This is a genomic window from Klebsiella sp. MBT K-1, from assembly GCF_002556465.1.
Classification (GTDB): domain Bacteria; phylum Pseudomonadota; class Gammaproteobacteria; order Enterobacterales; family Enterobacteriaceae; genus Klebsiella; species Klebsiella grimontii.
In genome coordinates, this window is the sequence record NZ_PDEL01000019.1 from 20,415 (window position 1) to 32,512 (window position 12,098).

Below are 12,098 nucleotides of genomic sequence, written 5' to 3' on the forward strand. Positions count from 1 at the left end.
AGCGGAAGGCATCAATAATCGCCCCGTTGCAGAAAAAGTTCAGGCCTGATAACCGTTTAACATCAGGTTATCAGGCCGATAAATGAATGACCGTCACCGCACGGATGCCGGTCAGCGGGATTAATGCAGTTCCGGCCAGTACGCTTTATTGGCCGCGATCAGATCATCAAGAATCGCTTTGGCAACCGATGCGCTCGGCACGGTTTTCGACAGCGCGATGGCCTGCCACAGCTTATGGTAAGAGCGCTGTTCCCAGGCATCCACCACCAGTTTTTCCACCGCCACCTGCTGGCTCATCATCCCTTTCTGGAAGTGAGGAATGTCGCCGACCGTCAGCGGCTCCGGTCCGTTGTGGCCCACCAGGCACGGAATTTCGACCATCGCATCGGCGTCAAAGTTATGAATCGCGCCGTTGTTCGGCACAATCAGCAGCATCCGTTCCTGGGTATTAAAGGCAATCGCCGCCGCCAGATCGACGATGTAGGAAGCGTGTTCGTCAATTTCCAGATCGCCGGCGGAGGATTTGCCCGCCGCAATAATCGCCCGGCAGGAGCTAAAGACGTTTTTCTCACGATGATCCATCACCTCATTGGCGCGGGTGCGTTCCGGATTGGAGTGCGCCACGACGTAGTCCGGGAACAGGTAGTACTTGAGGTAAGTATTCGGCATCGTATCCGGGTCCAGCGCCTGTACGTCTTTCGCCTTGGCGAAAGTGTCGTTCCAGCTGGCTTCGGTGTGCGGGTCGTTTGACGGCGGAACATAACCGTATTTCGCCACATATTCGCGCAGTTTCGGCATCAAATCGTTACCCTGCAGATCTTCAATCGAGGTCCACCAGCCGAAGTGGTTCAGCCCGTAGTAGCGCACGCGCATCTGCTTACGGTCCTTCAGGCCGACGATTTGCGCCATCCGTCCTTCGATACCGATCGGCATATCGCAGATGTTGAGAATTTTAGCGTTCGGACGCAGGCGACGGGTCGCTTCCGCCACAATGGCCGCCGGATTGGAGTAGTTCAGCATCCAGGCGTTCGGCGAATATTTTTCCATATAGTCCACCAGCTCCAGGACGCCGCCGATGGAGCGCATACCGTAGGCGATCCCGCCAGGGCCACAGGTTTCCTGGCCCAGCACGCCGTGGCGCAGCGGGATTTTTTCATCTTTTTCACGCATCGGGTATTTGCCCACACGGATATGCGCCATCACGAAATCAACGTCGGTAAAGGCCGCCTGCGGGTCGGTGGTGTAGCTGAACGCAATCTCCGGCGCCTGCTCTTTAAGGATCACCTTGCACGCCTCGGCGATGGTCTCCTGACGCGCGCCGTCGTTGTCGTAAAATTTCAGCGCCCGCAGCGGGAAGCGATCCTGGTTCGCTAACAGCATCAGCACGATGCCCGGGGTAAAGGTACTGCCGCCGCCTGCGATAACAACTGAGAATTTTTTCATGATACTGCCTCCGTCATGGTGGTTTGTTCGGTCTGTAGAGAATCTTTCATCAGGGTTTCGAGCTGGTCGCGGACCTGGGGAACGTGCAGGCCGACGATGACCTGAATCCCGTTGCCGCGGCGGACTACGCCGTGGGCGCCCAGCGCTTTAAAAACGTCGTCGCTTTGGGTCTTCGCCATATCGACCAGCGCGATGCGCAGTCGGGTGGCGCAGTTATTGATGCTTTCGATATTGCCCGCTCCGCCCAGCGCCTGCAGGAAGCCGGCGGCCTGGCCCAGTTTGGTGTCCGCTGCCCCGGCGGCGCTAGTTTTACCGCGCGCGGCCTGGTAATCCGCTTTGCTGTAGAGCTTAATTTCGCTCTCTTCACGGCCAGGCGTTTTCAGGTTCAGGCGCAGAATCAACGTGCGGAAGATGACGAAGTAGAGTGCGGTGAAGCACACGCCAACGCCGATCTGGATAAACATCATCGACGCGTGGTTGTGGAACATCGGGATCCAGTTTTGCGGCAGGAACTGGTCCAGCAGGCCGCCGCCGAAGTTGCCTACCACGCCGCAGATATACATCACCGTTGCCATGGTGGCCGCCAGTACCGCATGGACGGCAAACAGCAGCGGCGAAATAAACAGGAAGGTGAACTCTAACGGCTCGGTGATACCTACCAGCATGGCGGTCAGCGTGGCGGGGATCAGCAGCCCGGCAACTTTGACGCGATTTTCCGGCGCGGCGGTAAAGTAGAGCGCCAGCGCAATCCCCACCGAACCAAAGACCTTCGAGTTACCGTGCAGCGCGAATCCGCCTTCCGGGAACAGGGTTTTCAGCGCCTCGGTGCTCTGGCTGAACGCCTGTAAATGCTGCGCCCAGTAAACCTGAATCCCCCCTTCCACGACCGCCGGGCCGAAGATAAACGGGCCATAGACGAAATGGTGTAACCCGGTCGGGATCAGAATGCGCTCAAGGAAAATGTATACCCAGACGCCCAGCGCGCCGGCCGAGCGTAAAAAGGCCTGCAGCGATTCAATGCCCATCTGCACCTTTGGCCAGCCCAGCAGGGTCAGCCAGGCGCAGGGGATCATTGCCAGGAAGGCAACAATCACCACAAACGAGGAGCCCTGGAAAATCCCCAGAAACACCGGCAGCGGCTTATCGAAATAGCGGTTATGCAGGGCGGTCACCAGCCCGGAAATGACGATCGCGCCGATAATGCTGGTATCAAGCGTTTTAATCCCGGCCATCATCGTCAGGCCGCTGCCTGCCGTTGGCTCAACGGAAAAGTCGACGCCGAAGAAGTGGCCCCAGGTCATCCCCATCGCGTTAATAAAGTAGTTCCAGGTGAGGAAGCTAACCAGCACCGCCAGGCAGGCACGGCCCTGGGCCTGTTTCGCCAGGCCGATCGGTAGACCGACGGCGAAAATCAGCGGCATATTACGAAAGACGGTCCAGCCGCCCTCTTCAATAATGTGAACGATCTGAGCAAATAAACTGTCGGGTGCTGTGAGCGCTTCGCCGACGAACATCGGGTTGCGCAACATAATGGCGATACCCACCACGATCCCGGCGAAAGGAAAGAGTAAAACCGGGGTAAACATGGCGCCGCCAAAGCGTTGTATTTGACTGAGCATTTGATAATCCTCATGTAACAACTCATAGGGTGAGTGGCCTTATTCATACCCGCCATGCTTCACCTGCCGCGGTGAATTATTCAGGGTAACTATTTGTACTGGCCTGAGATGAGAATAGAAATTTGCCCCTCCAACAACATGCGGCGCCGTTGCGATTCGTGATCGCTTTCATGGTTTTAATTACGCCAATGTTGTCTACTTTTTAATTAAAAATTAGACATGATGAATTGCGCTGTTTAAGGCGCTATAACGAATAGTCTTTATCCACATGTATTTACTGTATTTTTATAGTGAATAATTCATGCTCAATCGTTTTCAACTGAGTGAATAGAGGTCTACTGGTGATCTACAAATCCATCGCCGACAGATTGCGTCTGCGGCTGAATTCCTCCGATTTCGAGGTCGGCAGCCCGCTTCCTGGGGAAAAAAAACTAGCGGAAGAGTTTGGCGTCGCGCGCATGACCATCCGCAAGGCGATAGATCTGCTGGTCGCCTGGGGGCTGGTGGTGCGTCGGCACGGCTCCGGCACCTATGTCGCCCGTAAAGACCTGCATCATGAAACCACCAATCTGACCGGGCTGGCCGAAGTGCTGCGCAAGCAGGGTAAAGAGGTGATCAGCCGGGTATTGGTTTTCGAGGTCATGCCCGCCCCTCCGGCTATCGCCAGCCTGCTGCGGATACAAATTGATGAACGGATCTACTTCTCGCGCCGGGTGCGCTATGTCGATGGCAAGCCGCTCATGCTCGAAGACAGCTATATGCCGGTAAAGCTGTTTCGCAATCTGTCGCTGGCGCATCTGGAGGGATCGAAGTTCGATTACATCGAGAAGGAGTGCGGGTTAACCATCAGCGGTAACTATGAAACGCTGTCGCCGGTGCTGGCGGACAGGCAGCTGGCGCAGTCGATGAACGTGCCGGAACAGACGCCGCTGCTGCGTATTACCTCTCTTTCCTACAGCGACAGCGGCGAGTTTCTTAACTATTCGGTGATGTTCCGTAACGCCAGCGTCTATCAGGTGGACTACCACCTGCGGCGCGTCCGCGCGGAGAATCCGTTAACCTATCCCCCAGAACAGCACCGCCAGTAGCTGCGGCGTGATAATACGTAAGAACATGACCAGCGGATAAACCGTCGCGTATGAAAGGGCCGCCGCGCCGCTGGTGGCATGCAGGTTGTTGGCAAAAGCCAGCGCCGGAGGGTCGGTCATTGAACCGGCCAGCATGCCGCACAGGGTCAGGTAGTTCATCTTCGCCAACATGCGCGCCAGAATACCGACCGCCAGCAGCGGGATCGCGGTGATAAAAATGCCGTAGACAATCCAGCTCATACCGTCGCCTTCAATCAGCGTCGCCACAAAGTCGCCGCCGGATTTCAGCCCAACCACCGCCAGGAACAGCACAATACCCAGCTCGCGTAGCGCGAGGTTGGCGCTGGGCGGCATAAACCAGTACAGCTTACCGATGCTGCCGATACGCCCGAGGATCAGCGCCATAATCAGCGGCCCTCCGGCCAGACCCAGCTTCAGCGCCGCCGGGAACCCCGGAATAAACAGCGGAATAGAGCCCAGCAGCACGCCTAAGCCAATGCCGATAAATACCGGCAGCATCTGCACCTGCTGCAGTTTTTGCTGGGCGTTGCCAAGCTCGGCGGCCACCGCGTCAATCGCCTCCGGACGGCCGACCAGGTTGAGAATATCACCGAACTGCAGGCTGGCATGGCTGCTGGCCACCAGTTCAACCCCGGCGCGATTGAGGCGCGAGATCACCACGTCATAGCGCTGTTTAAAGTGCAGATCGCGAATCCTTTTACCTAACACTTTTTCGTTGGTGACCACCACGCGCTCGACTTTCAGATCGGTACCGCGCGTGGAGAGCGAAGTGGAAACTTCCTTGCCAATCACCAGTTGGGCATTGTGCAAATCCTCCGGCCGCCCGACCAGATGCAGCAGGTCCCCAAGCTGAATCAGGGTATTTGGCGCGGGCACCATCAGCATCTCCTCACGCTTGAGGCGCGAGCAGATCAGCTTGTCGCTGTTGAGCATCGGCACATCCTGAATCGCCATATTGTTCAGGTTCGGGTTTTCGACCCGCACGTTGATGGTCTGAAGATGCGCATGGCCGTTGCCGCTGATCTCGTCAAACTGCTGGGCCTCTTTCTCGACGTTAATGCGGAAAAACAGTCGCACCAGCCACATGGTCAGCAAAATGCCGCAGATGCCGAATGGATAGGCCATGGCGTAGCTCATCCCCATCTGATCGACGGTATCAAGCGGTACGCCAAGGTCGCGCAGGATCTGCTGTCCGGCCCCCAGCGCAGGCGTGTTGGTTACCGCGCCGGAGAAGATACCGAGCACCACGGGAAGAGGGATATCGAACAGTTTATGCAGGACCGCGGTGACCAGGCCGCCGAGAATGACGATCAGAATAGCGAAGAGGTTCAGCCGCAGGCCGGAGACGCGCAGCGAGGCGAAGAAGCCCGGCCCGACCTGGATACCGATGGTATACACAAAGAGAATCAGGCCGAATTCCTGAATAAAGTGCAGCATTGGGCTGCTGAGCGTAATGCCCGCCTGGTCCACAAAGTGGCCGACGATGATGCCGCCAAACAGCACGCCCCCGATACCGAAGCCGACGCCACGCACTTTTACATTGCCGATCCACAATCCGACGACCGCCACCAGCGCCAATACGCTAACGGTCAATGCTATATCACTCATCGTCTCTTCCCTGTGAATAACATTACGAATAAAGAGGATTATGACCGGTAGCGACCAGGGTGTATGCCGCCTGGCGCACAATAATCACGGGATCGGGTTCGCTATTCAGGCACGCCTTTATTTTTCGCCGCAATTTTCAGCTGCTGAATACTTTTCTCCGGGGAAGGGAACGCTTCAGGCATCGTATCGCCAAGATCGTTAATCGTCTGACGCACTTTTTGGCCAACTTCATAATGGGTTTGATTGGCCAGCTGCTTCGTATCGACCTCATCCCGGCGCAGTTTTTCTTCCGTTTGGGTAGCGCGGAAAAGGTTGGCTGCAAGCTCAGTAGACCCCATATGGTCGAGAATTTTTTGGCTTTTCTTTAGCCCTTTACGCTCATGAATCGCTTGTTGATCCAGACCACCGTAGAGGCCTTTATAGCCATGGTTCTGGAAAATAGCGAAATCCAGCGTTGTCTGTACGCCCGCTAGCTGGGCCGTTTCAACAAGGTGTTTATTATGTTCTTTCAGCTCATTGCGCAAAAATAGCCGCTTCTCATCCTCTCGTAGAGATTTAAAGGTTTGATCGTCCTTCAGTTCCTGACGCCGGGTTTGCAACGCAAAGTAGGTTTGCCCCGCGGCAATGACCGGTTTCGACGGATCGCCATTTTGCACAACCAGATAGCAGGCGTCGCGGGATAGATGAATGTCTTCAAGATTCCTGCTGGAACCGGAACCCAATTCGACCATTTTGTTGGACTCAACAAAATGGTCTGAGGGTAGCTGACCGCTCGCCTCACATGAAATTATCGCTTTTGAGATTACCTTTTGAAAATTTCTCCACTCTTTATAGTCCAGTAATGGCCAAGGTTTCGGGCAGACCAATATTCTCTCCCCGCCTCATCTCTATTTTTGATCGCTTCGAATGGCTGCTGTTCGTTCATTACAGATCCTTTGTTTCAGTGAGCCTATAAAATCTGATTATTTTTTAAACTGAAACATCCGTTGCAGCAAGGGGATTTAATGCGCTCCCGCGCACAAAAAAGCCCCGAAAATCGGGGCCTTATGAGTGGTTCGCTTAATTAGCTATCTAACGCGGGGCGCTCGCTGATGGCGATGCGCTGCGGGGCGATCTGTTCCGGCTCGTTGCGGGTCAGATCGATATGCAGCAGGCCGTTGGTAAAGGTAGCCCCGGAGACTTCCATATTTTCGGCGAGCGTGAAGCTCAGGCTAAACGCCTGGTTAACCAGCCCCTGGTGCAGCCATTTGGTCTCTTTTTCCGGCTGCTGCGGCGCGCCTTTTACCGCCAGGCGCGTGCCTTCAAGCTGGATATCCAAATCTTCCTGACGGAAACCGGCCAGCGCAAGGGTAATGCGATAGTGGTTATCGTCGCTTTTTTCGATGTTATAAGGCGGGAAGGTCTGGCTTTCACCGGCGGTTTGCAGCGCGTTGGCCAGTTTGTCAAAACCGATCCATTGACGCAGCAGCGGGGATAAATCGTAGTTACGCATTGTGTTTCTCCTTCTAAGAAGCGAGTGGTTAGCTGCAAATCCTGCGGATTCGCATTTGCCCCCTGACGGCAGGCAGATTTTTGCATTAATACTGGGCCGCGTTGGCGGCCCAAGGAAATTAGTTGATCTCGATACGGCGCGGTTTATTCGCTTCGGGAATCACTCGCTCGAGGTCGATATACAGCAGGCCGTTTACCAGGTTGGCGCCGCGAATATGGATATTTTCCGCCAGCTGGAATTTACGCTCAAAATTGCGTTCAGCGATGCCCTGATAGAGGTAAGTACGCTCTTTCTGTTCGGCGGCATGGGCGCCTTTCACGATAAGCAGATTATCCTGAGCGGTAATTTCCAGTTCGCTCTCGGCAAAACCGGCCACCGCAATCGCGATGCGGTAGTTGTTCTCGTCTACTAACTCAACGTTGTACGGAGGGTAGCCGCCATTACTCTGGCTTTGATTATTTTCTAACAGATTGAAAAGGCGGTCGAAACCAATAGCAGAACGATACAGCGGGGAGAGATCGAAATTACGCATAATACATAGCTCCTGAAATCAGCGAGAATTATCTGACCTTCCATCATGGACAGGTCGTTATTAAGCGGAATACCCATTCGGCGTATTCTCTGAGTGACACATTCCTAAAATGGGTATATCCATGCCCTTTTCAAGGTGAAGAGGGCAATTTTTTTTGCAGTTTGCGGTCTATTGCTTAGACTGGAGTGACAGCACAAAAGGCAAAGTGCGACGCCTGCCACAGTGCGGCGCAATCGCACTATGCATCCATGGAATGGCCCGATATAACCGATATGTACGCCATTCTTCAGACCGCGTCTTTACCGGCGGCGCTCTGAAATTTTTGTACATTGAAGGTTCTATCAACGCCCGTAACGATGACGGAAAAATGATGAAAAACGGTCTGTTAAAGCTGGTCCTGTTTAGCGGGATGATAAGTTTAGGCGGTTGCTCCAGCGTGATGTCACATACCGGCGGTAAGGAAGGAACCTATCCGGGAACGCGCGCCAGCGCGCAAATGCTGGGAGATAGCGATGCCAACTGGGGAACGAAATCCCTTGTGGCGCTGGATATGCCCCTTACGGCGGTAATGGACACGCTGCTGCTGCCGTGGGATATGTTCCGCACCGACAGCTCGGTCAAATCGCGCGTTGAAAAGAGCGAGAAAGAGACGCTGGCGACCAACTCCGTGATCCCGCCAGCGCGGATGACTAATCAGTAATTTAGCGCCCCGTTGCGGTTACCCATAGCTGGCGGTAACCGTCTACCTCCTCCATCCAGGCAAGCTGTTTGCCGTCTGGCGAAAAGACGATCGCATCGGCCGATGGCGGATTGGCATGTTCGTCGGTCAAAAAGAGGATGTCCCCGCTCAGCGCATCACAAAGCGCGATTCGGTTTTCCAGCACAAAGCCCAGCCATTTCCCCGACGGATGCCAGTTAAACGCCGACTGGATATCAGAGCGGTTGTGGGTCAGCTGCCGCAGCCCATCACCCTGCGACGAGATAAGCCACATTTGCGCCACCCCGGCATCGTCGCGCAGCAGAAAAGCCATCTCCGTTGCCTGCGGGTTGGCCCGCACCCAATGTCGCGGCGTATTCACCAGCCCCGGGTAACGACGTTCATGGGTAAACGTTAAGCGGCGCTGGACCACGCCGGCGGGGGGAGCCGGCATCGTGGCGTCCGTTCCAGCAAGCGGCGCATCGCCAGACTGCTTCCAGCCCTGCTCGCTCTGCGGCAGCTCGACAATAAACAGCTCCGGCACTTTGTCGCCGTTTAACGCTCGCGTATCGCCAATAAACGCCAGCGCCCGGTCACCGACCCAGCCCTCTTCATAGGCGCGATTAATCTCGTCGCTGCCCGGCGCGGGGGACGGCGTTGTGCGGCTGACCAGCACGCACCAGTGGCTGCCGTCGTATTGCCGTGGATGATCCCCACGGGGTGTTACCGGGCCATAGGGAACCGCCACGCCAACGTTGCGTAAATCCAGCGCCGGATCGCGTTCATGCAGCACGTGGTCGTTATAGGTAAAACTGACGAGCTCGCCGTTCGGGCTGAAAACATGCACATGGCTGCCGCCGCGCAGCGCGCCGGGGGTATAGGGCGGAGTGATATCCATCGCATCAAGGTTGCGCGTTTCCCCCTGATACGTCACCACGCCGCGGCGATGGTGAAAATCGTAATGCCAGCGTTCATCCGGGTTTTCCGGACCGTGGATGAAGACATATTTATCTACCGATGGATGAACGGTCACCACGCCAACGTACGCGCCTTGTCCGGCACGGTAGAGGATCTCAACCTCTCCCGTCTCGACATTCACCCGCTCGATCGTTTCGCCGGTAAAAGAGGCGCCAGAGGGACGAACGTCAAAAACCAGCCACCGGCTGTCCGCCGTCCAGGTGCGGGTGTTGGTAAGCTGATGATGACGGGGAGCAAAGGTGACTTGTTTCATGGGAGATAAACTCTGAAGCCTAAGTTGCGCTTCAGAGTAGTTGATCCGCCAAAAAATGACTATGGTTCAAGCGCGGGAACAGGCGTAACCAAAGTCTTATTTTTTGCCCATCCCGACACGTTTTCAAGAACTAACCTGGACATAGCCTCCCTGGTACTCCAGGTCGCGCTTGCCATATGTGGCGTGACCACCACGTTCGCGCGGCGCAGGAGCGCCTGCGGCACTTCTGGCTCCTGGCTAAAAACATCCAATCCTGCTCCGGCGATAATTCCTTGTTCGAGGGCTTTTATCAGAGCAAATTCATCAACAACGCTGCCGCGAGAAATGTTGATTAAAATGCCGCTCGCGCCCAGAGCCGAGAGTACCCGTTCATCAATAAGCGCCTGGTTTTCCGCACTTCCTGGCGTACATATCACTAAAAAATCTGTTTGTGACGCCAGTGTTGAAATATCCTCAATCCACGGATAATCCAGCCCCGGTATTGCTTTCCGATCGCTATAAGCAATCTGCATCGCAAACCCTTCGCAGCGTCGGGCTATTGCCTGCCCAATTCTCCCCATCCCAACGATCCCAACACGCGAGCCCGAGACCTTACGCGTCCACTGAAAGCCCCCCTGACGCCAGCCTCCCGCCTCAATAAACTTCTGTGCAGAAACGATTTGTCGCGATGTCGCCAACATCAGCCCCATCGCTAAATCAGCAACATCATCCGTTAATACGCCCGGCGTATGGCTGACAGCCACACGATGATCTGCCGCAGCACGAACATCAACCCCATCATAACCCACGCCAAACACAGCAATAAGCTCCAGAGAGGGTAGGCTGGAAATCAGCTGGCGCGTTACGGTGGCCTCACCATTGGTGATCATAATAGTGAATTGTTCAGCCAGGACTGCCAACTCTTCGCGTGTAAGCGCCTCATATTCATAAACTTCATACAGACTGTTCAGCTCCGCCGTAAGTTGGTCAGGCAATGATGCTTGCTTTAATATTTTCAGTTTCATACTTATCTATTCGCTTATAAGGAAGAGTGGGCAGAGTGCTTTAAGGAGGTATCTTTACCAGTACGCGAAACGGCTATACCGATAATTCCTCCTAATACCAGTGCGATAGCAACAATAAGCAGGCCGTAGTGATAGCTATGGGTCACATCTTTAATCTTGCCTAAAACAGGAGGCAGGCCTAAGCCAACAAAATTCGCGATAGTGTTAATAAAAGCAATTGAGGCTGCTGCTGCAACGCCAGCAAGCTTTTCAGTGGTGACCGCCCAAAAAACGGGGGTCAGAGCAAAGTTGAACCCAACGGTAAGCACCAGCAGGATATAAGAGATCAGTAGGTTATCTGAATAGATAGCCACCCCCAGCGATACGCCGGCAAGAATCAATGGTAACCCCATATGCAACGATCGCTCTTTGGTGAGATCGGAATGCCGGCCGTTAAGATACATAAATAAGCAGGCAAAAATAAACGGCACCGCGGATAGTAAGCTAATAACAAAATTGCTTTGCTCGCTGGCGATGCTTTTTAGAATCAAAGGTAAAAACAAGGTAATACCAATAGAACCGAAAGCTTGTAAAAACCACACCAAACTTAATAAGAGCACAACTTTATTTTTCAAAGCGCTCAGCCACGAATGATTTTTATTGACCATTACATTTCGATTATCTTCCTCTAATTGTGATACTAACCATTCTTTTTCTGAACCCGTTAACCAGTGTGCTTTTTCAGGACTCGATGGCAGCAACCATAAAACCATCACACCAAGGATAATAGCCGGGATTCCTTCTATCGCAAATAACCAACGCCAACCAGCGATATCAGCAATACCGTGCATATTCAAAATAAACCCGGATATTGGTAAACCAATAATTGATGCCAGAACCGACCCCATATAAAAGAATGACATAGCGCGAGCTCGATTACTTTTAGGGAACCAGCAGGAAATATAATAAATAATCCCGGGGGTAAACCCAGCCTCTGCCATTCCCAACAAAAAGCGCATCACATAGAGCTGCGTTGGGGTATGTACCAGCGACATCCCTGCGCTTACAATACCCCAGGTTATCATTATTCTCGCAATCCAAATACGGGCACCTATGCGGGTCATAATAACATTACTGGGAATTTCAAAAATAATATAGGAGATATAGAACATTCCCACCCCGAGACCATACATGCTGGCTGTCAGACCTAAATCCGCATTCATTTGTAAGGCCGCAATAGAAATATTGGTTTTATCAAGGTTTGCAACAAAATAGCAAATAATCACAAAAGGTATTATTTTGCTATTGAGTTTTTTTAGTGTAGATGTATAGAGTTCAATGCTCATAAATTATTACCTCATCATCCTGCCTTCAGCAGTAAGAA

10 protein-coding genes, 1 pseudogene and 1 other annotated feature are annotated in these 12,098 nt (G+C 53.7%); of the genes and pseudogenes, 2 read left to right on the forward strand and 9 right to left on the reverse strand.

All coding sequences use genetic code 11. From position 1 onward, the window contains the following. Window positions 1–120 precede the first annotated feature (120 nt). Both CMQ96_RS23990 and CMQ96_RS23995 read right to left on the reverse strand, forming a co-directional pair. Window positions 121–1,443: a 6-phospho-alpha-glucosidase gene (locus CMQ96_RS23990; RefSeq protein WP_049087034.1), complete on the reverse strand. Its 1,323-nt coding sequence runs from the start codon at window positions 1,441–1,443 to the stop codon at window positions 121–123. Further along, a complete protein-coding gene (locus tag CMQ96_RS23995) occupies window positions 1,440–3,062 on the reverse strand; it encodes an alpha-glucoside-specific PTS transporter subunit IIBC (RefSeq protein WP_004871802.1) in 1,623 nt (540 codons plus the stop codon). The genes CMQ96_RS23990 and CMQ96_RS23995 overlap by 4 nt, the downstream gene beginning before the upstream one ends. 341 nt (window positions 3,063–3,403) lie before the next feature. On the opposite strand from CMQ96_RS23995, the gene CMQ96_RS24000 reads away from it, so the two are divergent. Then, the gene (locus tag CMQ96_RS24000) at window positions 3,404–4,150 is read left to right on the forward strand and encodes a GntR family transcriptional regulator (RefSeq protein ID WP_004871803.1); all 747 of its coding nucleotides are present in this window, start codon (window positions 3,404–3,406) and stop codon (window positions 4,148–4,150) included. Here the strand turns inward: CMQ96_RS24000 and CMQ96_RS24005 are convergent. From CMQ96_RS24005 to ibpA, 4 genes and pseudogenes are all read right to left on the reverse strand, one after another. Beyond that, window positions 4,118–5,779 (reverse strand): putative transporter, encoded by a 1,662-nt coding sequence (locus CMQ96_RS24005; protein ID WP_004126911.1) that lies wholly within the window; start codon window positions 5,777–5,779, stop codon window positions 4,118–4,120. The two genes, CMQ96_RS24000 and CMQ96_RS24005, sit on opposite strands and share 33 nt — an antisense overlap. Window positions 5,780–5,880: 101 nt before the next feature. Next, window positions 5,881–6,704: pseudogene (gene dinD, locus CMQ96_RS24010) on the reverse strand (DNA damage-inducible protein D). Window positions 6,705–6,842: 138 nt separating this feature from the next. Continuing rightward, window positions 6,843–7,271 (reverse strand): small heat shock chaperone IbpB, encoded by a 429-nt coding sequence (gene ibpB, locus CMQ96_RS24015; RefSeq protein WP_082237956.1) that lies wholly within the window; start codon window positions 7,269–7,271, stop codon window positions 6,843–6,845. Between the two features lie 118 nt (window positions 7,272–7,389). After that, complete coding sequence (gene ibpA / locus CMQ96_RS24020) at window positions 7,390–7,803, reverse strand: small heat shock chaperone IbpA (RefSeq protein WP_004126917.1); 414 nt, start codon at window positions 7,801–7,803, stop codon at window positions 7,390–7,392. Then, window positions 7,797–7,872, reverse strand: a sequence feature (ROSE (Repression Of Heat Shock gene Expression) occurs in the 5'-region of heat shock genes and acts as an RNA thermometer to modulate expression.). Its footprint overlaps the gene before it by 7 nt. A gap of 301 nt (window positions 7,873–8,173) precedes the next feature. Between ibpA and CMQ96_RS24025 the strand changes: the two genes are divergently transcribed. Further along, on the forward strand, window positions 8,174–8,503 hold the full coding sequence (locus CMQ96_RS24025; RefSeq protein WP_162685356.1) for a YceK/YidQ family lipoprotein: 330 nt from the start codon (window positions 8,174–8,176) through the stop codon (window positions 8,501–8,503). Between the two features lies 1 nt (window position 8,504). Here CMQ96_RS24025 and CMQ96_RS24030 read toward each other — a convergent pair whose 3' ends face one another. From CMQ96_RS24030 to CMQ96_RS24040, 3 genes are read right to left on the reverse strand one after another with little or no spacing between them, the layout of a single operon-like run. Continuing rightward, window positions 8,505–9,731 (reverse strand): DUF3748 domain-containing protein, encoded by a 1,227-nt coding sequence (locus CMQ96_RS24030; RefSeq protein ID WP_049132000.1) that lies wholly within the window; start codon window positions 9,729–9,731, stop codon window positions 8,505–8,507. 59 nt (window positions 9,732–9,790) lie between these two features. Continuing rightward, the gene (locus tag CMQ96_RS24035) at window positions 9,791–10,735 is read right to left on the reverse strand and encodes a 2-hydroxyacid dehydrogenase (protein WP_004871811.1); all 945 of its coding nucleotides are present in this window, start codon (window positions 10,733–10,735) and stop codon (window positions 9,791–9,793) included. A 14-nt stretch (window positions 10,736–10,749) separates the two neighbouring features. Beyond that, entirely contained in the window at window positions 10,750–12,060 is a 1,311-nt protein-coding gene (locus CMQ96_RS24040) for an MFS transporter (RefSeq protein WP_004871812.1), read from the reverse strand. Window positions 12,061–12,098 lie beyond the last annotated feature (38 nt).

Bases quoted from the DNA above. Each gene is read 5' to 3' on its own strand.
- CMQ96_RS23995 (WP_004871802.1), bottom strand. From the start codon at position 3,062: ATGCTCAGTCAAATACAACGCTTTGGCGGCGCCATGTTTACCCCGGTT.
- CMQ96_RS24030 (WP_049132000.1), bottom strand. From the start codon at position 9,731: ATGAAACAAGTCACCTTTGCTCCCCGTCATCATCAGCTTACCAACACC.
- CMQ96_RS24005 (WP_004126911.1), bottom strand. From the start codon at position 5,779: ATGAGTGATATAGCATTGACCGTTAGCGTATTGGCGCTGGTGGCGGTC.
- CMQ96_RS24040 (WP_004871812.1), bottom strand. From the start codon at position 12,060: ATGAGCATTGAACTCTATACATCTACACTAAAAAAACTCAATAGCAAA.
- CMQ96_RS24025 (WP_162685356.1), top strand. From the start codon at position 8,174: ATGAAAAACGGTCTGTTAAAGCTGGTCCTGTTTAGCGGGATGATAAGT.
- ibpA (WP_004126917.1), bottom strand. From the start codon at position 7,803: ATGCGTAATTTCGATCTCTCCCCGCTGTATCGTTCTGCTATTGGTTTC.
- CMQ96_RS24035 (WP_004871811.1), bottom strand. From the start codon at position 10,735: ATGAAACTGAAAATATTAAAGCAAGCATCATTGCCTGACCAACTTACG.
- CMQ96_RS23990 (WP_049087034.1), bottom strand. From the start codon at position 1,443: ATGAAAAAATTCTCAGTTGTTATCGCAGGCGGCGGCAGTACCTTTACC.
- ibpB (WP_082237956.1), bottom strand. From the start codon at position 7,271: ATGCGTAACTACGATTTATCCCCGCTGCTGCGTCAATGGATCGGTTTT.